Raw genomic sequence first — 19,915 nt, 5'->3', positions numbered from 1 at the left:
GCGTGCTGATATCTGGGTCCCGGCGGCTGAGCGTGCCGCGCTGTCGACTGATCACCGGGTTGCCGCGGCGTCGGGTACCCGGCCGGCGGTGGTGCTGTGTGAGGGTCGGGTGGCCGGTGGGTGCTGTCGTATCCGGGGTCAGCTCCCCAGGGCGGCGGGGCCCCCGCCGCCGGGGGCGCAGACTGTGCGGCTGCCGGGTATCCACTGTCGTACTCAGCGCCAGCTATCCACGGTGGGGTGCTCGCCTGCGGGTACGCGGCGTGGCCACCATCGAATCCGCCCGTTGGCGGGAGCGGTGGTGCTGGGTAGGTGTCCGGTGGTCGGTGGGTGCTGGTGTACCCGGGGTCAGCGGTCGGCGGTGGGGTGCTCGTCGCGGGCGCGGGGTACGCGGCTGCTGGGTTTCCACCGTCGAATCCAGCGTCGGGCATGCTCGGTCCCGGAGTGGGCGGCGCGGCCGCTGCCCCGAAAGGATCAGCTTGCGGGACAGCGCTTCCCTCGTTGAGGGGCGGATCGCCGCCGTCGTCACGTGCATCGTCGTTGGGCGGCAGCGGAGTCGCCGGGTCGTCCCCGGTGGCGGGCGTACCCGTCGGCTGTAGATACTGGCTGAAAAAGTCCTGATCGCTCACGGGCTCTCGATTCTCCTGCGCCACTAGTGGCCTACCTCCTGGAACTGCTTCATAACAGTACATGATTAATCACTTTTGGTCACCACGTAAACATATGATTTGACTGATTTATGTGGTGGCGTTTCGGCGGCACGGCCAGGGCTGAGGATGGCGCTCTTAACGCCTCGGCGTAGGAGTAGCTGACCAGTCCGCCAGGCCAACCGTAGACATCACCGACTTGAGCGCTGAGAGGATCGCCGCGTCTGACCCCGGCGCAATCAACGTCCACCAGGAGCCACTCTCGCTACGAACCGGTCCGCTGACGACCCTGCCTGCACTGGTATCGGTAACCGTTGCTGCTGTCTTGCTGACCTGCATTTGATGGTTGCTGCCGTGGGTCACGACGACCATCGACAACTCCATGACCGGGTGATCGGCTGCCAGCGTGACGATGCGATGTTGGTCGGCATCCATGCCGAGGCGGCCCAACGCCACCATCGGACTGTGCTCGCCGCGCAACACCTGCGCCAAGCTGCTCAGCAAGTCCGCGGTCGGGACGGTAACCGCGTTGAAGGACGCCGGCGCCACGACTGGACCGCACAGCGGGAGCACGCGTTGCACCAAGCCCGCGAGCGTCATGCCCGGGCCCAAGCTTTCCACAGTGACGTTCTCCCCGTGCCGCGCGGCAGCGACCGTCACATCACCGCGGCGGGCAATCGCTACCCGTAGATGCTCGCCGCCGCGGTGGACCAGACACGACAGCACCACATCGGGATTGCCCAGTGTTTCCATCCACAACTTCACCTGTGGGTGCACGGCATCGCCATCGAATAGGACGCCCGCCTCGTGGAGCACCGCATAGCCCGGGTGACTTTCCGGCACGCCGCATTCACTCACAAACGGCCGACACACGAGCACTGCGGGCAACGTCTCGACCGCACACAATGCCTGCACCAGCCAGAGCCCCTCGGCGGTGATCTCCAAGCTTGTCGCCGGCTGTGGTCCCGCCGCACGCGGACCCGGACGCCTCACAAATGCTGTCCCACCCATGGTTCTTCTCCCCGTCGTGAACGATCTTCTTGCATACTGCGCTCAAAGCACTCGGCCCGGCCTGCCGACAGAATCGCCAGACCGGGCCGAATACCCGTCACAGAAGGTGGATGGCCACCTACACGTACTGCGCCTTGATCAACCCGTCTTTGGCGACCATTCCGTCCGCGCCGGTCAGCAGGGCGGTCTCAGCCTCGTTGAGCTTGCCGCTCAAGGCATCGACCATGGTGATGGCTCGGGTGTAGTTCTCACGGAAGGCGTCGCCGCCGCCACCCTGGAACGACGCCTCGGTCAGGGCCTTCAACTTGTTCGCCTCGGCGGCGACCTCGGCCGTCAGCGTCTTGCAGGCCGCGATCTGCTGAGCGCAGTCCTGAATCATCGGGACGTTGTATTCGATCAAGCTCATGATGGTGTGCTCCTCTACGTTGGTTCCTGGATGTGGATGCCGGTCAGACGCTCATGGCGTCGATGGCACTGAGGCCGGCAGCGGCGTCCTCATCGCCTTCCTGAAGGCTGGTCTTCGACACGCCCATCTTCTGACCGTGTTCTTCCTGCATGAGCGCCTGCTGGTTGCCCATGGTCTGCAGGTCTTCACCGACCCGCATCAGCGCAGCCTGGCCAGCACCTTTGAAGCCCGGTGCGACGGCTTCGAGTGCCGATCCGAGCTGCTGCACCATCGACTGCAACCGGTCCTGCTTCTCAAAGAGACCCTGCTGGGTGGTCTCCATGAGCTCCATATCGCCGGAAATCGTCATGTCCTGGTAATCCTTTCGTCAACGGCTACAGCCCTTTTCGGGGTGTGTCGCCTGGATGTCTGTCGAGAATGTGTTGTGCCCGCAACTCGCTCAGGGCACCCCCTTGCCCCCGGCGCTGGCAGTCAGCAGACCACCACCTCCGGTAATCACCGGTATCGAGTCGGTGCCGGTGTAGAGGTTCGACGCCGCCGCCATCACAGTGGCGCCGTCGACCTGCTTCTTCTCCGAATCCTGCTGATTGGCGGCCCCTGCCGCGGCGGCCCCGTGGGCCATCGGTCCCATCATTCCGCCGCCACCCATGCTGGCCGGCATCGTTGTCCCAGATCGCACCTGCTCGATGCGCGAGCCCGAGTCAGCGCTGACTGGGGTCGCCGCGCTTACCGAGGACGCCCAGGAGCCGGGACTGCGCAGCGCTGAGGCGGCCGACATGGCCCCACCCATCCCGCCGCCCCCGCCCGCGCCGCCGAGCGAGGCCGCGACCGCACCCCCGGCCTGCGGCGTCTGGGTCACCCAGTCCGCGTCGCCGGCGGAGAAATCGGCTCCCAGATCATCCGGTGACACATTCAACGATGACGCAAGCGAACTGAGCTGGCCGAATGCTTGCTGCGGCAGCTCGGTGATGCTCTTGAGCGGCCCGCCGCCACTGAACGCCGACAACGCCTGCGTCGGCATACTCAGAAGCTGCGGAAACAGCCCAGTCGCGGTCTCCATCATCTGACTGGGATCGGCGGACTGCGCGCCTGGCTGAGAGCCGCCGCCCGCCGCACCGACGGTGCTTGGCGGTGGTGGCGGTATCGGCGGTATCGCCTGCACCCCCGCCAGGGATGCTGCCTCGTAGGCCGACTTGTTGGCCGAGCCCCGCATCCACATCTCGGTGTACTGGCCACGGTTGGCGACGATCAGCGGAGTCAGCATCCCTAGAAAATTCGCCCCGACCAAGGCCATATGCTCGCTCTGATTGCCAACGACCTCACCCGGATTAGGGGTCGCTGCCCGCAGCGTCTCGAAGGCGTCCCCGGTGGCCATGATGCTGGCAGAGGCGTGGTTGAGCATGGTCGCCACCGTCCCCAGCCACACAAGATGCGGGACATGGGCCAACCTGGCGATCTCGCCTGTGGCGGACGGCCAACTGACGGACATCGCGGCTTCCACAGCCGCATGCCCGCCCAACATGCCGATGATGGCACCGGCCAGCGCTTCGAGTTGCGCGGCCGAGGCGAAGAACGAGGCAGCGGACGGTCCAAGCCAAAAGCCCGCCGACGTAGTTTCCGGCGGTTCAGCTTGATAGGCCCCCGGTGGCATAGTCGCGCTCCCCGTCTTCCCTGCCTGGGCCCTACAGGACCGCGTTCATCAATACGGCGTTGGCCGCATCCTCGAGCGAGGTCACCGTGCCCGCCACCGAGTTCGCGACACCGTAGAGCGCTTGCATCGCCGACGCCCCGGCCAGAACCGCCGACACCTCCGCGCTGTACGCGGCGATTTTCGCCGCGTTGGTCGCCGAAATCTCCTCCAGCCCCGGCGGCACGACCGCCGCGGCCGCGGCCGCCTGCGCCGTATGGCCGGCAGCTTGAGCTGACAGTCCTGCGGTGGCCGCCGCGGCGGCGGCAAGACCGACCGGATTGACTACTACTGACGTCATGGACGCCTCCCCTAACTAATCAAGACTCCTGCACGATAACACAGGAATAGTCACTGCGTACACATGAAGTGAACAGTCCCCGTGTCTGTTGACTTGTTTGCCAGCCATACACGCGACTGGCCTGCCTCTTTGATACCACCACGATTTGACGACGTTGTCATGCGCGAATTTCCACCGCTCACCATTCATCGCTATGAGCGATCGGGCTGTAGCCCTCCGGTAGCGGCGGGGTAGCCACCTGGATCACTTGGCGGCCACCCTTGGGATAGACCAACTCGCCGCGCCCGGGCGCCCTCGGGGCGGCGCGGATACCGGCAACAATCGGCCCATCGTCTCGGGCACCATCAAGGATCAGCACACCCGCCCCGGCGGCGCTCATCCCGGAGATGATCTTGTTGCCACCCGTGGTGGACATCCAATTCTTCACCGATGAGGCGACCAGAAGGTGAAGCCCAATCTGTCTCCCCCGCGAAACAGCCTGCTCCAAGGGAGCCACCAGCGACATCGAGCTGTACCCCGGAACGTTGAGCAGCGTGAAGTCGTCAATCACGATGAAGTAGCGCGGGCCATTAAAGCGCCAGCGCGCCTTCTGTTCGGGGCTGGCATCCGCCGGCGGGGTTCGCTCGGCGAACTTGGCTGCGAGCTTCTTGGCTGCTTCGCCGATTTCCTGAGCATCGGAGCTGTAGAACGTCAAGTAGGCCGGGTCGATGAACGCCCCGAGCTCCAGGCCGACGTCGAAGGCGATGATCTTCGCGGCCTCAGGAGTGAAACTGTGCTGGATTGACGTGATGAGGGTCTTGAGCACCGTAGTACGACCCGATTTCGCGCTGCCCACGGCGTAGAAATGTGGGCATTCAGCCAGGTTGACACCCACCGTAGCCAGCGCGTGCTCACCGATCCCGAGTTTCAACGTCCCGCGCGGCACATCATCGAGTTCGACGTAACTCACCTCAGAGGGCAACGTCGGCAACGTCGGGGCAGGGGCTACGCCGAGAGCACTCCAGCGCTGCGCGATGAGCGCGCACGTCTGTTGGACCGCATCTTGGCCGTAATCAGAACCGACCGGGGAGAGGACCGTTGACGACACTGGCACCCCTGCCAGGAAGTGCAACGTCTTGCCGGCGTCCTTGATCAGTCCCCGGCCTGGCTGATCGGGCACCGCCGCGGCCATCTGACGATCACCGGCCTCGCTCTGAGTGGGTTCCTGTACTCGCATCTCGACGCGTGTGCCGCACTTGTCCTTGAGGGTCAGATTCGCTGTCGCCCACTGGTCGTTGGTCACGAGTAAATGAATGCCGTAGTTCAGTGCCGAGCCTGACCCGAGTGCGACGATCCGGCCGTGCAGATCTATGTCCTGCTGTTTGAGCCCGGGGAGATTGTCCACGAGCAGGAACACATCGCCATGACCGTCGTCGGGGACTTCGCCGGGCTTGCCGGCGAACTTCCGCGCACGGAATTCTTCCAGATCGCACCCCGCGATTTCCCAGCTGCGCACCCGGTCCCTGAGAATCCGCTCGACCTCACTGACCACCCGGGCGACCTTCTCCGCGTTGCCCTGGCCTGCGATCCCAGCTACGTGCGGCAACCCTGTTAACGCGTCGAGTCTGCCGCCACCGAAATCGACACCGTAGAACTGCACCCGTTGCGGACTGTGCGAAATCGCCAGGGATGCAACGATCGTCTGCACCGCGGTCGACTTCCCGCTCTGCGGTGCTCCGACCGCCATCACGTTGCCCTGAGCCCTGGACAGGTCCGCCACAACCAAGGCCTGGCTGTGAGCAAACGGGTCATCGGCCCGGCCGTAGGGCACCCGTAAACCGGCGTCCGCGGTGACATCCAGCCAGTCCCGGCCCCAGAACTCCTGAGCCATCTCGTCCAACGGGATCGCTGGAATGTCTTCCAGCGGAGGAAGATACATCCGGTGCATCGGACGGCAGGTACGGCCTGCTTCGGCCAATCGCCCGACCAGAGTCGAGACCACCGTCGGGGAATCGACGTCTGTCTCGGCCAAGGCCTGCGCCTCGGCCTGCTCTTGAGCTGCGCGATCATCCTCGTCATCGACTAGCTCGATGTCGATCGGCAAGGAGTGCACGCCGGCATCGAAGCGGTGCGCGTCGATGAACTGGCCCTCTTGGCGTCGACGCTGCGCCTTGCCCACCACTGGCGCAATGAAGGGCGCTGACACGTAAAACGACCGGAACAACTGATGTTCGTCCTCGTGGACCAAGAAACCGGTACCCACCGGCGCCCCGATCAGGTCGGTATACGCTTTCGGCGAACCGATCGCCTGACGCGACTGCCCGGCGTCCTTGAGCTTCAATCCGATCGAGTAGGTCTGCTGGCTGATCATTCCGGCCATGCGACCGGACTCGACTCGCTGGGATGCGTTCAGAATATGCATCCAGAGCCCGCGACCTTTACGCGCCACCGTGTCAAACGTTCCGGTCAGCGCGGGCCGGATTTTCAGCAGCTCGGAGAACTCGTCCAGCACGATCAACAGAGCGCCCAGCGGCTCCAGTTCCGGACGCGTCGTCGCCCGCGCCCGTTCATAGTTGCGGACATCCTTATACCCGGCGGCCTTCAAGATCGTCTCGCGACGCACCACCTCACCGTTGAGCATGTCCTCCAGGCGATCCAGTCGGGACGAGGATTCTTCGAGATTGGAAATGACACCCTGAACCTGAGGCAAGTCAGCCAGCGCCATCATCGCCGTCTCACCCTTGAAGTCGCCCAAAATCAGCTGCAGCACTTCGGGATTGTGCGTCATGGCCAACGCCAAAATGAACGCCACCAACGTCTCGGATTTCCCCGAGCCGATCTGACCGGTCAACATGCCGTGCGGACCCATGCCGCTTTCATCGGACTCTTTCAAGTCCAACCACACCGGCTTGCCGGAGGTCGGGTTCTTGCCCAACGCCGCCCGCAACCTGTTCTGCACAGTCATCTTCGACCACAACGTGTGCGGATCCCACTGTCGGGCATCCGCGATTTCGAAGAAGTCCAAGAAATCCTGGCCTGCCCGAGCATCAGCGGCCCGCTCAGCCAGCAGACGTGTCGCAGCATCTTCACGCTCAAACCGCGATATCGCCCGAGCAAAAACCTCGAACTCCACCTGCGACATCACGTCCGGCTTTGCGGCGAATTTGAGACCCTTGGCGTACCGGCTAGACACCTCGGTCATCACAGCACCTCCTCGGCGCGCAGCAAGCTGGCCTGGTCATCAAGGACGAATGCTGTTGCCGATGTCGCCAATGCTGAGAACGTATCTCCGGTGGCCTCCAACACACACAAACCGGCGAACCCCATCGCGTCTACCGGCTCACCGAGGTCACCGCTCTTGAGCACCCCGAGCAGTGGAGCGCAGTTCGCCCCCGGCGAGTCCACCACTACCACCATGTGATCGTCGGGAGGTGGCATCCCCTCCATGCGGGCTGACCACGGACCCTTTGATTGCAGCGCAGTTCCATGCCGATCCATAAACTCCCCCACATCGGAATAGATCATCCGCACCGGCCCGGAGGCATCAACGAGAACCGGATCACCCACGTGGGGAAGCCATTTAGCGCCCTGCCACGCCGCCTCGTCATCGCTGATGATCGCCAACCGCACCACATCCGGACCATGGAACGCGCACAGCTGGCAGACCATCGCGCGAAGCAATCCCTGAACGATCGGGCGCTGATCATCCTCGGCGGTAAAGAACGACCACCCCATCTGGTCAAACAAATGCAGCGGCCGAGCGACGTCGTGGACCACATTCTGTGTCAACAAGAAATCGCGGGCGGCAATTGCCGTGGCCGTCTCCCGAAACTCTGGCGGCGGAACCTTCTGGGGAGGAAGTATTTTCGTCCTCAGCCGTGTTACGCCGACGCCGATACGCACGTGCCCGAAGTTCCGGTCATTCGGGGAGCGCTCCCACATTCGGGCTGTGCCGACCAGAGTTAACAGCGCACCCTCAGAGGGGTTGGGATGGTGGTAGGCGATCTCGCGGGCCTGCGCCCGGGCGCCCTCATGGACATCTTCACGCAACTCATCGAGAGTGCGCGCATAATCTACCCGGCTGGCCGCCAATGCCGCCGGCCGTGCTTTCTCATTCTGCCCGCCCCCGCGGTTGCGCATCATCATGAACACCGACATCAGCATGATCGGCAGAATGAACAGGCCGCCCATACCCATCGTGCGCGCTCCGCTACGGATCATGATGACCAACAACGTCACCACGGCGATGACGAACACCAAGATCCACACCCACATGGGCGGCCGAGACTGCGGCGGACGCACCAATTCAGCCAGCTCGGGCAATGTCAGGCTGCGCTCACCAAGCTCCGGCGAGCGCACCTTCTCCTTATCGAATCCCTGCTTGGTCATTACGGTCAGTTCCCCTCGCTCTGCAACCGCTGGCCCGGAATGTTGATCACCGTGTCCCGCTCCACACGCGCCGCCTGCTCCGACAACAGTGGGCCCGCCGGCAGCCATCGGATCACCGTCCACGGAGCCCGCGTCGGCGTCGTGTCCTTCAACCCCAAGGCCTGCTGTGTGGAATTGCCCTGCCCCGCGACATCAATCCCGAACCGAACCCCGGTATCGCCTATCCACCACAACGACTCACGACGCGGCGAGTCTGGCTCCACACCCGTGACCTGAACAAAATTCGCGCTACCGGAGCCCAGATAGACCGCATCGGCAGCATCGTTGGCCTGTCCAGAGACCATCCGCATCACCTTGGGCTCCTCACTGACCGGGATAGGTAGCCGACGCCCCGAGACCGTCCTTACGCTGGCCTGCGCCTCATTGGCGTCCTTGCTCCACACCACGCACGTGACGGGCTCCACCGCCTTGTCCAACAATGTCAGGGGACCCCGGGGATACTTCGAGACATCGAAGCCCACCGCCTGCGGCGCGTCAGCAACTATGTGCGGTGCCGCTTCAAGCACCCGGCCCTGACCAGATGGGTCGGCGTTGCTCAACATCAACGCCACCGTTTCGGGAATCAACTGCATGCCGGCAGGCAAGGCCACAAAGAACTGCTGCTGCCCATCAGCGGATACCGAGCGCACCACCGACCCCGACACGACTGGCAGCTGCGTCGTGGCGTACCCGACAGGCCCGCCAGGATTGGGCACCGCCGGAACCCGCAAAGGCGCAGTAGGAATCAAAGCCTCAAACAGGGCCTTCGACATCGGCGCGGGCCGCACACCACCGGCCTGAATACCCAGTGCCAACATGACCGGACGATCTGCGAGGTCGATCGACGATCGGTGGCCATCGGTCACCAGATACACCGAGCCGCCATAGTTCATCAGCACCGCCTGCGGTGAATGCATCTCGTGCGACCAATCACCCAACTCCAAGTCGCCGGCGAGCACCGTGACCGAGGGCTTACTCTGCGGTCCACCGGAGCCGAGCCTGTCGCACAAACCCCACCCGGTGGTCTGCGGGGTGCGCGGAGCCAAGTCATTAGGGGCGCCGATGATCCCGACCATCGGACCCATCGGACGGTCCTCGATCTGAGCCATCGGTACTAGCTTGGGAGACGCATCCTGGCCCAGGATCAGACGGGCCGACGCCAAGTTCAGGACTGGGTGCATCGTTCCGCCGATATCGACATACAGTGCCCCACTGGCGCGATCGGCCACCAGCTTGGACTCCCCGATCTGGCCGGCGGGCCGCAGCCACGCCAACACAAAACACACCCCGAGCGCCAGCGCAGCAATCACCACACCTACCAGGGTCGACGCCCCGTAGTTCTTCGACGGATCGTGCACCAGGCGCACCGAATGTCGAGCCACCGCGACCGCCATCCGATGCCACAGAAACCGCCACGCGGCGACCTGCTCCAACGAGGCATACGTCAGCCCGGTGCCACGCCGCCGCGGCGGCCGCTGCTTCTCAGATTCGTTCGATCCCGCCACTTCTACCTTCCCCCGCCGATCGAGACCGCGTGTACGTGATCCATGTGGTTCTGCGTGGAGCCACCGCGATCACCCATCATCGATGCGCTTCCATCAGGCTGAATCATCTGCTGTCGCCAGATCATGTGGTCCAACCCCAGCTCGGTGCGATTACGGACCAGGAAGTTGACGACCTCATTGCCGAGCTGGCGCCCTTCGGGGGTATCCCAGTTAGGGATCATGATGTCCAGGGCCAACCCGTCGGGATGCCAGTGCAGCGAATCCGAGCGAACCCCACCAATTTCCTTGATCTCAGGGAACGCAGCACTGATAGCCCGGTTCATCAGCTTGGTGTACTTCTGCAGCCCACGCTCATTGGCACGGCCGGGACCGCTCGTATCCAGCCCGCGATCGGCACCGCCACTAGGCTTGGTCGACGCTGCTTTGGTGATGGTCTGTCCGGCCGGGGAGGCCAGTCCGCTCAAGGCGCTCAACGGCTGCCCCAGCGCAGAAAGACCGCCCATACCCGGCATCCCGCCACCCATACCTGGCATGCCGCCGGGCATCCCGCCACCCATCCCGGGCATGGCGCCGCCGAACCCGGCCAACGGTGACGGGCCGCGCGGCGCACCGCCAATATCGTTGTACCCCGCGACATTCGCCGCCGACGAGGCCGCATGAGTACCCGCATCAGCGGTCCCCGCATCGGCAGTCCCGCGGGTCTCTTCCAGCCGCTGCATGATGGCGGTGATCAACGCCCGCTTACCTTCTGGAGTGTTGGTGGCCAGCCCCATCGACTGCACGTCAGCAACAGCCTGATCGATGATCGCGGTCATCTCCCCCTGATGCAGCCCTGACGATCCCGCTGCCGATTCCAGCTCGGAGTGCGCCGTGTTGTCCTGATCGGCAAGGGCGGCAACCTTATTGCTGATCTGCCACCCACTGTTCTCCTGACCCTCAGCAGCACCCCCGCTGCCGGGAGCTTGGGCCGGCGGTGCCGGTGGCGGGGTGGCCGGCAACGGCAGCAGCGCCGAGCCGCCCGAGGTGCCGAATCCGTCGCGCACACCACCCATCACCCCCCCAGCCGACCGCACAAACGTCTCCACAGACATCAGTAACCACCTCCAGCAGAACCCGGATTGAACTGAGCTACCTTTGTCAGGTCGCTGCCGTCACGGGAGACGTTGTATCGACCCATCACGTAGTTCATGGCGGCGCTGATGTTGGCCACCGGGTCGTAAATGTTGGTCGAGGTGCCGGGCTGGTGGTTTTCGGCGAACGTGGTCGGAATCGTCTGCAAGCCGCCCCGCGACGAGTTTCCAAAATAGCCGTCAGCCGCGGCGGCACCGTGCGCGTTGGAATCTGTGAGATTGATGGCCAGCGGATTGAAGCTTGATTCACGCGCAGCCGCGGTCATGAGGCCCCGACTCCAGTTCTCTCGCGCCTGGGGGTCAGTGATGCCCATGACGTCGAGCGCCTCGGCCACATAACGTTTGTAGGCCTCCCGGCCGACCGGGAACTTCTCGCGGTCAAACCGAACATCCTTGACAGAAATACGCCCGGCTGACGACACATTTCGCCCAGACCCACTCCCCGACCCGCGGTCCGATGCAGCCGCTTTGGTGATGGTCTGTCCGGCCGGGGAGGCCAGTCCGCTCAAGGCGCTCAACGGCTGCCCCAGCGCAGAAAGACCGCCCATACCCGGCATCCCGCCACCCATACCTGGCATGCCGCCGGGCATCCCGCCACCCATCCCGGGCATGGCGCCGCCGAACCCGGCCAACGGTGACGGGCCGCGCGGCGCACCGCCAATATCGTTGTACCCCGCGACATTCGCCGCCGACGAGGCCGCATGAGTACCCGCATCAGCGGTCCCCGCATCGGCAGTCCCGCGGGTCTCTTCCAGCCGCTGCATGATGGCGGTGATCAACGCCCGCTTACCTTCTGGAGTGTTGGTGGCCAGCCCCATCGACTGCACGTCAGCAACAGCCTGATCGATGATCGCGGTCATCTCCCCCTGGTGCTCGTCGGAGCACCCCAGGGTGGACTGTAAGTCGGAGTGTGCGGTGTTGTCCTGATCGGCAAGGGCGGCAACCCTATTGCTGATCTGCCACCCACTGTTCTCCTGACCCTCAGCAGCACCCCCGCTGCCGGGAGCTTGGGCCGGCGGTGCCGGTGGCGGGGTGGCCGGCAACGGCAGCAGCGCCGAGCCGCCCGAGGTGCCGAATCCGTCGCGCACACCACCCATCACCCCCCCAGCCGACCGCACAAACGTCTCCACAGACATGCTCTACACCGCTGCCGAGGTCTTACCTGTCGCGGTGGGGTCGAACCAGCCCAGGAAGTCTGGCCCTGAACTGACGCTCTCCAACGGCTGTTCCTGACCTGAGACCAGCACCTTGCCGTTACCCAAGGCCATCACCTGGTGGTCCTTCCACATACCGACATCACCGGCCTGCAACTTCGTCGGCGGAATCGGCTCAGTCACCGGAGTTCCGGCAGGCGGCAACGTAACTCCCGCCTTCTGATACGACTCAGACACCGACGAACCCGCCAACGCCGCCCGCACCGCCTCAGCACCCACAGGCGACCGCGCCTCGGTCACCTCACCACTAGGCAACGTGATCTCCGTGGACTTCGGAGGCTCCACGACCGGCGGAACAACGCCAGGCTCGCCGCCACCAGGCGCACCGTTGGCACCCGCCGGTTGCGTGCCCGCATCGTCCTTGCCGTCAGTGCCCTCGCCGGCACCGCCCTCATCCGTATTCCCGGTGTCCTTGAACTCAGAACCCTCGGAATCCTTATCGTCCGGCTCATCGGCCGGCTCGTCGTTGAAACCCAGGCCTGCCCGCTCTGGATCGGCGAGCCCCGCCAACGACGATGCCAACGGATCAACGAACCCCGCACCTGGTAGCCCGCCACCACCACCGAACGGAGAACCCCCGCCTCCGAAGCCGGGGATGCCACCACCGAGCCCAGGAATGCCACCCATACCCATGCCGGGCATCCCACCCATACCCAGACCGGGCTGCCCAGCAGCCGCCACAGGCTCACCAGCCGACTTGTCCTCGGCGCCGCCGCCACCAGCCTCTCCGCCACCGGCCCCGCCGTCAGCGCTGCCGCCACCCTGACCTCCCACACCTTCATAGGCCTTGGTGTTGTTGTCGGTGTCCTTGGCCTTGTCCTCAGCCTCAGCTGCGGCCTTCTCGATGACCCCACGCGCTTCTTCCAACCGCGTCTTGCTGTAGTCCATCAAGGCCTGCTGCCCCTCCGGGGTGTACAGAGCGCCGCTGGCTTTCAGCTCGGTAATCTTCGCCTGCACATCGGTATTGATCTTCTCCAGCTCCGCACGACCGGCCTCCCCGGCCGCGGCGATCTCATCGGCGCTGATACCAGCTGAGTCCAAATCGTGAAGAGCCTCCAGCATCATTCCGATCTTGCGAGCATTCTCCTTCGCAGCCTCAGCCGCGGGCCCACCGTCACCCCCCTCAGGAGCGCCTGGAGGAGGCGGTGGCGGCGGCGTCGCCGACGGTGGGGTCGGCGCACCGGGCGGACCGGGTGTCGTTGTGGTCGTCGTAGGCGGACCATCCGGCGCTGGAGGCGGACTCGGAACCGGACCAGGAGGAGCCGGCGCAGGCTCCAACGGAAACGGAACGCCTCCAGTACCGGTGTTCAACGGAACAGCACCCGACCCCGCGAACGCCTTCAACGCATCCCCCACGACCTGGTTAATCGCCAAACCGAACACGTCCCACGACATAATGCATCGCTCCTTACGCGATTAGAAGTTCAATGCACGCTCGGCAGCGGCAACCGCTTCCAGCGTCGGTAACGTCCCATCAGAAACCCCGTGGTTGGCCAACCATCGATCATGAGCCACCGCCGCTACCGCCCGGCACCGCTTGTTCAGCGTGACCGAATCCCACTGGCGAGCTTCATTGCTCAACGTCACATAGCGCACAAACCCCATCGCGTTCACGCGTACGACCACCGACCGTCGAGACGACATGGCGGTCGCCGCCACCTGCGACATCAGCTCATCGGTCTGCGAATCCTGACTCAGATGCCTGGTCATCGGTCCCCTTCCAGCCAACGCCGCTACGCCACTCACGCACTGATAGACATATTACACATATTGACTAATCACGTGAACAATCAGTGATCAAAACTGTGTGACAGCGTGCGCCAGGGTAAGCCTTGACCACCCCACGCCCAACCCCCTCATGCGCCCCCGACAGTGAGGCCGGCAACAACGGCCACTTCGGGCGGACCCGAGAATCTGGCACGTCACGAATCAAGGCCCACACGACAGCTACATTGAGTTCAACGTTGAGGTAACGACGGGCTTGAACCCCGCTGCTACCGCGCAGTACACGATGTCGGCCAACGCCGGCGACGCCGGTTGTCGCCAGAAACGAATGAGCTCCGCGATCAGCGCTGTCCGGTAGAACGCCATATACAGAAGACGCTGCCGTAGCGAATCTGCCGAAGAATCGAGATCCAGCGGACCGTTCATATGCGGACTGGTGGCATTGCTGTCGTGACGCTGAGCGACCTCGGCATCGTAAGAATCCCAGTCCACGGCCGCGCCCTGGCTGAGTTGATTCAAGAACGCCAGGTCGGCCGCCTCGGCAACATGAATCGGTCCATCCGCGCCACGCACCGGACCATCCGGACCGACCGCACCCGCCGTGGCCACCGCCGACTCCACCACACTCCGGGTGATCACCGCAGCCACCGAGATCGACGCCGGACCCGTACCGACCGACGCAATCTGTTGCGCCAGCGCCGGATCAATCGTCGCCAACCGATGCTGATGGGCACCATCAGGCACGGGCGCAGACCCCGGCGAATGCAGAATCGACCGCATCGTCACCGTCTCGAAATCCGACCATCCCGACGGGCGTGGGCCCTCAGCAGTGGTCACCAACGCGCTGCGCACAACCCCAGATACTCTGTCGGACAATGCATCCGCATGCGCGGTGAGCAAATCGGCCGGCCGACGCCAACCCAAAAAGCCCGACGCCCAGCTCCACGGCAACGCCGGATCAATAGTCGCCAGCCGTGCCGTGGTCGGAACAAACACCGAAGCAGGAACATAAACCCCGCCACCAGCGCTAGAGCCAATGACAAGCTGCGGACCTAGATGCGTACGAATCACGGCCACAGCCCAATTCACAAATCCGGCATCGATCGTGTTCCACGCGGCATCCGTACCTCGAACCAACCCGTCGATTACCTGACGCGCCAACAGCAAGTCCGCACTCACCTCAGGCTCAGGCATGCTGGCCGCTGTCGCCGCACCCGACGTGCCGGCCATCACCGGAGCAGCGCCGCCCTGCTGACCTGATGGGGCAGCAGGCGCTGGCGCGGCCGCCGCCGACGCGGGAGCTGTTGGTCCCGCAGTGGCCGGGCCAGCCGCCGACCCACCACCGGGGGGAACGAACGGAGCCAACGGTCCACCACCAGAACCAGCCGCGGGAGGATGCGCCATCATCGGCATACCGCCGCCACCACCGACCATCGGCCCCGCAGCAGGGCCTGGAGAACTGCCACCGGCAGCCGCCACCGACGGTTGCCCCGGACTCGGTGCAGGAGCCGCCACCGCAGGCGCTGCACCCGGATGCTGGGCCATGAACCTCTCCAACGGAGGCGGTGACACCGCACCCGAGGAACCAATACCCGACGCCAACCCGGAGTTGAAGCTCGACGCCGCACTCGTCAACGATCCACTACTACCCAGCGAATCCGCCGCCGACGCAGGCGAAGTAAATGCATCCGACAGCGACTTGCCCCCGCTGCCCAACGGATTGCTAAGCCCGGCGGGCATCTGCGGTGGACGCAAACCACCCATCGCCGAACCCGCCGACGGCATACCCCCGCCGGCTGAACCGCCCCCCATCGGCAAGCCCGTCGCGGGTATCCCCCCAACGGGTGCAAATCCCTGATCGGTTCCGATCGTGCCTGGTATATCCCCTTCTGGGCGAAGGGCATCCTTGGCGGGCGAATCGCCGGTCGCAAGGCCGTCGACGGCCTCAACCGGACGCTCGGCGTCTAAAGCGTCGATGTCGTCGCCAGTAGTGTCTTTGTCGCCGCTGGTGGATGCTGTCTCTTCCCCCGGTTTCTCTCCGATCGGACGCTCCTCATCCTTCCCTTCGGTATTGCTGACAGGCTGGGTCGTGTTGCCTGTACCCGGTGTTTCGCCGACTGGCGCTTCGGGGATAGGGAATACAGCTGGGGTGGCGGCGATGTCTTCGAGTGCGGTGCTGTAGAGGCTGGCGGCTTCGGCTTTGAACGGGGCCATGGCCGACACGGCAGCGGATGTGCCACCGCTGGATTGGGCGGTGTCCCATGCCTCAGCGGCCGCGTCGGCGACGCGGCTGAGGTCAGTTTTCAACCCGGAAACGATCGCACGAAATGAATCAGCCGCTGTCGCAGTCGATTTGAAATGCTTGGCGCCTCCATCGGCGTGATTGACCATTTTGCGCATCAACCCGACTCGGGCTTCGCCTCCTTGACCAACTAGCAGGCTCGAACCCTTAGTCATTTCAGTTTGCACCGTATCGGCGTAGCCGGATACCGATGTCGCCATGGCCCTTTCGTCATCGGCAAGCGATTGCAAATCTGTCTCGCTGATGGACGGCCAGTACGGCAGCACGGTCAGTGAGGACGCACGTCCTGACGGTCGCTGTACATCCCCTGCATTACCGATTACCGCCGCCATGTAGATACCCCCGGTCTACTCTTCGTCCAGCCCGCACACAGCCCACACCTCAGCCGACGCCGCTTTATGCGCCTCCACTGTGTATGGGGGCGGTTCTGCTAGCCCTCGCGCTCGGACCTTTCCATGCGCGGCGATCCGCGCTTCGTACACGGAGGTCATATCAGTGACCGCAGCTCGTACCGGTGGACTAGCGTAGGGGTTTTCTGCCAGGGCGTTCTGCAATGCAGCAACCGCAGGAAGCAGATCCGAACCGGTTGTGTCCGGGGTAGGAATCGCCGTGTTGATGATGGCGTAGCTGGTGCACAGGGATACGTCTTGAGCGTGTATCTCAGCGGGCGATGGCGCCCCACCGCCGGCCACGCCGGTGGTGGGGCTCAGGGTCGCTCCCGGTCCTTCGCTGTTCCCGGAGTCACTTGCACCGCCGCCACCGAAGGCAGCGCCCAGAGTCACGCCAGCAATCAGCGCGACCACTGCTGTGCCGCCTACCACGGCCGGCATCACCCACCGTCGTCGTGCAGGCGAGGGGGGCTGTCCGGGTGCACCAGGAGGAGGTGCTGCTGGCAGCGCACCGTAGTGGCCGGGCGCCGGAGGATGCGGGGCAGCGCTGTACTGCTGAGTGTTGCCCACGTCGTGCATCACTGGGTGGTTCATGGTGTTGCGCCTCCCTGCGGCGATCCCGATAACGGTTGTCTACAGCCTACCAACGATAGGGTCTACCCGGCTATCATCTTTTCGACTCGGTTGCGGCCGTCGCGTTGGTCTACACGCTGATCGTCGTCGGCGCGACAGCCGTTATCTCTGCCGCGTTCTCGGCATCCTGCGCTTGCAGCTGCGCTGCGCTGCCGACATCGCCGGAGGCAACCGTACTTGCCGCCCGGCTCATATCAGCCAGAAATGACGCACGCTGAGCAGGCCACGTGCTGGTAATCGCATTGATCGCCAGCGAAACCCCATCGGGTTGTGCCGCCCCGCTGGCCAGACACCCGACACCTTCTGCCGCCCCGGCTGCCCCACGGGCAGCGACTGTCGCCGCCTCCGCGCCGGTCGTCGCCCCAGAGGCAGGCAGAGCAATCGGATCGACCTTGATGAGATCTCCCGAGCCACCCGACGGTGCTACTGCTGGCATATTCGTTACCCCCTCTGTCCCTGCATGGCCGCTGAAAGCTGGTCAGCGACAGGATGTTTGCGAAGCTCCTCCGGGATCAGCTCGGCGCAGCGCTGAAACAGGCGGTCGGAGATGGCATCGATTCCCTTGCGGGCGCGTTCTGCGTTGTCGCCTAAGGCCGCGTTGATCTGATCGTTGAGTTCATCCACGGTGAGTTCACGTTGAAGACCTTCACGCACGTCGAGGTCAATCAACCGGCCGCGGGAATCGTGCACCACGATCACGTCGTCGTCATCGTCCCCACTGGACAGAAATTCTTCGGCTTCCTCAATCCAGTCATAGATCAGTCCCAACATCGCATCGTTGGCTTGTAGCGCCGCCGCTGCCGCTGGGTTAGTGGTCGTCGTGGGTGTCGTCACCGGTACTTCCCTCCTGAGTCGCAGCCGCCCTCCGGCGGCTTGGACGCTTCCTCAACTGCTCCAACTCACCGAACACTGCCTCGGTATTGGCCGCGTGCCGATGTACCACCCGCCGATCCGGATGGAGGTCCTTATCTCGCTCGCCGGTCTGGCCACCGCCCAAGCCGCCCATCATCGGCGGCATCATCCCGCCCATCGGCATACGTGCACCCGCCCCGCCCGCAGAGCCCGCGCTCGCAGCCGGTGGGACTGGTGGTATCACACCAATACCAGGAGTCGCCGCAGCAGGCGATGACACCGACGGCGCAGCAGGCAGGCCACCGCCGCCACCCCCACCGCCGCCACCGGAGCTCGCCGGAGTGGTGCCGAAGGAATCTTCGAAATCGAAATCGTCGTCCTCAGCGCCAAGTTCGGGCGGGCTCATCGAGGGCGCTCCACCCAGGCCCGGGATCGAGGACAGTCCCGACAGCGCTGACATCGGAAGCCCGCCGCCACCGCTGCCAGGCATCAAACCCGATGCCGCTCCAGCGGACTGGCCGACCGTGCCCAGGATCGTGCCCATTACCTCGCCGGCGGTATTCGCGGCAGGATCGACTGCGGCGGTCAACGGATCGGCTGGGGGCTTCGCTTCGGCCGGGGGTGGACCCGGCTCGTCGGTGCCGGTGCTGGAGTCCAGGGGCGGCTGCTCTGCGGAGTCAGCGGCCAGCTCTGCGTCCTCCTCGGTGTCGGCCCCGTCTCCCTCGCTGTCTTTGTCTGCAACCTCCCGCTTTTGTCCAGCTGTGGTCTCAGCAGGTTTGTCGGACTGGTCACCGGTCGACGGTCCGCCACCGACGATGGGTGGTGGTGCCGGGGGTGGGGCGGGTGCTGTCGTGCTGTCGATGTTGGCTGCGGCCGCATACTGCGTCTGAGCCGCCAGCGCTTGGGCTTTCGCCTCTTGGAGTTTTGTCGTCGCGGTCATCAACGGTTCGGTCACAGTCCCACCGCTGGAGGCATACGTCTGCTGCGCCTTGCGGTACTGCGCGGTGAGCGCTGTGAACGTTTCCGGAGTCGGTGTCTCGTTTCGAGCCGTCTCCACCGTGGTGCTCGCCGCCTCAGCTGATGCTGCGAGTTGTCGGGCGTAGTCCGCCGCGCTGTTGAGCCACTGCGCGTGGCGCCGAATGTTGTCTCCGGCGGGCTGATCACCGTCATCCCACGCGGAGTCGACGCCTGCGCCGGCCCGCTCGGTGTCCCCGGCAACGGCGGCGAGCTTCTGTGCTGTCGTGCGCAGCTGCTGCGCCAACGTCCGCAGCGGCTCAGCGCCGGCCCCGCCATGGATTGTGCGGGCCCAGACTTCGCCAGTGCTCGGTTCAGGCACCGCTGGCACCGGTGGTGCCACGGGCAACGACGGTGCCTCTACGTTCCCGCGGGGCAGGGGTGGCGCTGCGCTCGGAGCAGAGGTCGTGCCGCCGCTGGCGATGTGCGCGGCGGCTTCCTGATCGCCCTGCTCCAGCGCCGCGCCGGTGAGGTCGACTGCGAGACCGCCATTGGCGCGCTGTAAGGCTGCCTGACTGATCAGCATGTCCAGCCCGCTCGACCATGCGGTGAACGATGCCGCCACCGCCGTCGAGACGGTATCGGAGGCAGCCGGTTGGCATTGCGAACACTGTGCGCCCGGCGCGTGATCGGCCAGCGCTCGACCATGCGAGGTCAGCGCACCAGGATCAACAGCCACCTTCGCCACTATCGCT

Annotated in this window: 16 protein-coding genes; all 16 read right to left on the bottom strand. The window is 64.7% G+C overall.

The annotated features are described in order from the left end of the window. Nucleotides 1-782: 782 nt before the first annotated feature. The gene (locus tag KXD98_RS26830) at nucleotides 783-1,589 is read right to left on the bottom strand and encodes an ESX secretion-associated protein EspG (RefSeq protein WP_260765548.1); all 807 of its coding nucleotides are present in this window, start codon (nucleotides 1,587-1,589) and stop codon (nucleotides 783-785) included. A gap of 184 nt (nucleotides 1,590-1,773) precedes the next feature. Next, complete coding sequence (locus tag KXD98_RS26825; protein ID WP_260758415.1) at nucleotides 1,774-2,061, bottom strand: WXG100 family type VII secretion target; 288 nt, start codon at nucleotides 2,059-2,061, stop codon at nucleotides 1,774-1,776. Between the two features lie 43 nt (nucleotides 2,062-2,104). Further along, nucleotides 2,105-2,410: a hypothetical protein gene (locus KXD98_RS26820; protein ID WP_260758414.1), complete on the bottom strand. Its 306-nt coding sequence runs from the start codon at nucleotides 2,408-2,410 to the stop codon at nucleotides 2,105-2,107. Nucleotides 2,411-2,500: 90 nt separating this feature from the next. Then, nucleotides 2,501-3,712 carry a PPE family protein gene (locus KXD98_RS26815; protein WP_260758413.1) on the bottom strand — a complete coding sequence of 404 codons (1,212 nt, stop codon included), beginning with the start codon at nucleotides 3,710-3,712 and terminating at the stop codon, nucleotides 2,501-2,503. 31 nt (nucleotides 3,713-3,743) lie between these two features. Continuing rightward, nucleotides 3,744-4,049, bottom strand: coding sequence for a PE domain-containing protein (locus KXD98_RS26810; RefSeq protein ID WP_260758412.1), 306 nt, complete (start codon nucleotides 4,047-4,049; stop codon nucleotides 3,744-3,746). Nucleotides 4,050-4,227: 178 nt separating this feature from the next. Further along, nucleotides 4,228-7,230, bottom strand: coding sequence for a type VII secretion protein EccCb (gene eccCb, locus KXD98_RS26805; protein WP_260758411.1), 3,003 nt, complete (start codon nucleotides 7,228-7,230; stop codon nucleotides 4,228-4,230). After that, nucleotides 7,230-8,417 carry a cell division protein FtsK gene (locus KXD98_RS26800; RefSeq protein WP_260765547.1) on the bottom strand — a complete coding sequence of 396 codons (1,188 nt, stop codon included), beginning with the start codon at nucleotides 8,415-8,417 and terminating at the stop codon, nucleotides 7,230-7,232. The genes eccCb and KXD98_RS26800 overlap by 1 nt, the downstream gene beginning before the upstream one ends. Before the next feature lie 5 nt (nucleotides 8,418-8,422). After that, entirely contained in the window at nucleotides 8,423-9,961 is a 1,539-nt protein-coding gene (gene eccB, locus KXD98_RS26795; RefSeq protein WP_260765546.1) for a type VII secretion protein EccB, read from the bottom strand. A 2-nt stretch (nucleotides 9,962-9,963) separates the two neighbouring features. Further along, nucleotides 9,964-11,052: a hypothetical protein gene (locus KXD98_RS26790; RefSeq protein ID WP_260765545.1), complete on the bottom strand. Its 1,089-nt coding sequence runs from the start codon at nucleotides 11,050-11,052 to the stop codon at nucleotides 9,964-9,966. Further along, nucleotides 11,052-12,227 (bottom strand): transglycosylase SLT domain-containing protein, encoded by a 1,176-nt coding sequence (locus KXD98_RS26785; RefSeq protein WP_260765544.1) that lies wholly within the window; start codon nucleotides 12,225-12,227, stop codon nucleotides 11,052-11,054. Before KXD98_RS26785 ends, KXD98_RS26790 begins: the two co-directional genes overlap by 1 nt. Before the next feature lie 3 nt (nucleotides 12,228-12,230). Further along, nucleotides 12,231-13,346, bottom strand: a complete 1,116-nt coding sequence (locus KXD98_RS26780; protein ID WP_260765543.1) for a hypothetical protein — start codon at nucleotides 13,344-13,346, stop codon at nucleotides 12,231-12,233. Between the two features lie 375 nt (nucleotides 13,347-13,721). Beyond that, on the bottom strand, nucleotides 13,722-14,015 hold the full coding sequence (locus KXD98_RS26775; protein WP_046366374.1) for a hypothetical protein: 294 nt from the start codon (nucleotides 14,013-14,015) through the stop codon (nucleotides 13,722-13,724). 237 nt (nucleotides 14,016-14,252) lie between these two features. After that, the gene (locus KXD98_RS26770; protein ID WP_260765542.1) at nucleotides 14,253-16,598 is read right to left on the bottom strand and encodes a hypothetical protein; all 2,346 of its coding nucleotides are present in this window, start codon (nucleotides 16,596-16,598) and stop codon (nucleotides 14,253-14,255) included. Nucleotides 16,599-17,424: 826 nt separating this feature from the next. Continuing rightward, entirely contained in the window at nucleotides 17,425-17,790 is a 366-nt protein-coding gene (locus tag KXD98_RS26765) for a hypothetical protein (RefSeq protein ID WP_260765541.1), read from the bottom strand. Nucleotides 17,791-17,795: 5 nt separating this feature from the next. Continuing rightward, the gene (locus KXD98_RS26760) at nucleotides 17,796-18,188 is read right to left on the bottom strand and encodes a hypothetical protein (protein ID WP_260758402.1); all 393 of its coding nucleotides are present in this window, start codon (nucleotides 18,186-18,188) and stop codon (nucleotides 17,796-17,798) included. Continuing rightward, nucleotides 18,163-19,899 carry a PPE domain-containing protein gene (locus KXD98_RS26755; protein WP_260758401.1) on the bottom strand — a complete coding sequence of 579 codons (1,737 nt, stop codon included), beginning with the start codon at nucleotides 19,897-19,899 and terminating at the stop codon, nucleotides 18,163-18,165. Before KXD98_RS26755 ends, KXD98_RS26760 begins: the two co-directional genes overlap by 26 nt. Between the last annotated feature and the right edge of the window lie 16 nt (nucleotides 19,900-19,915).

The organism is Mycobacterium sp. SMC-4, assembly GCF_025263265.1.
Lineage (GTDB): Bacteria > Actinomycetota > Actinomycetes > Mycobacteriales > Mycobacteriaceae > Mycobacterium.
This window is presented reverse-complemented; position numbering and strand designations above follow the sequence as displayed.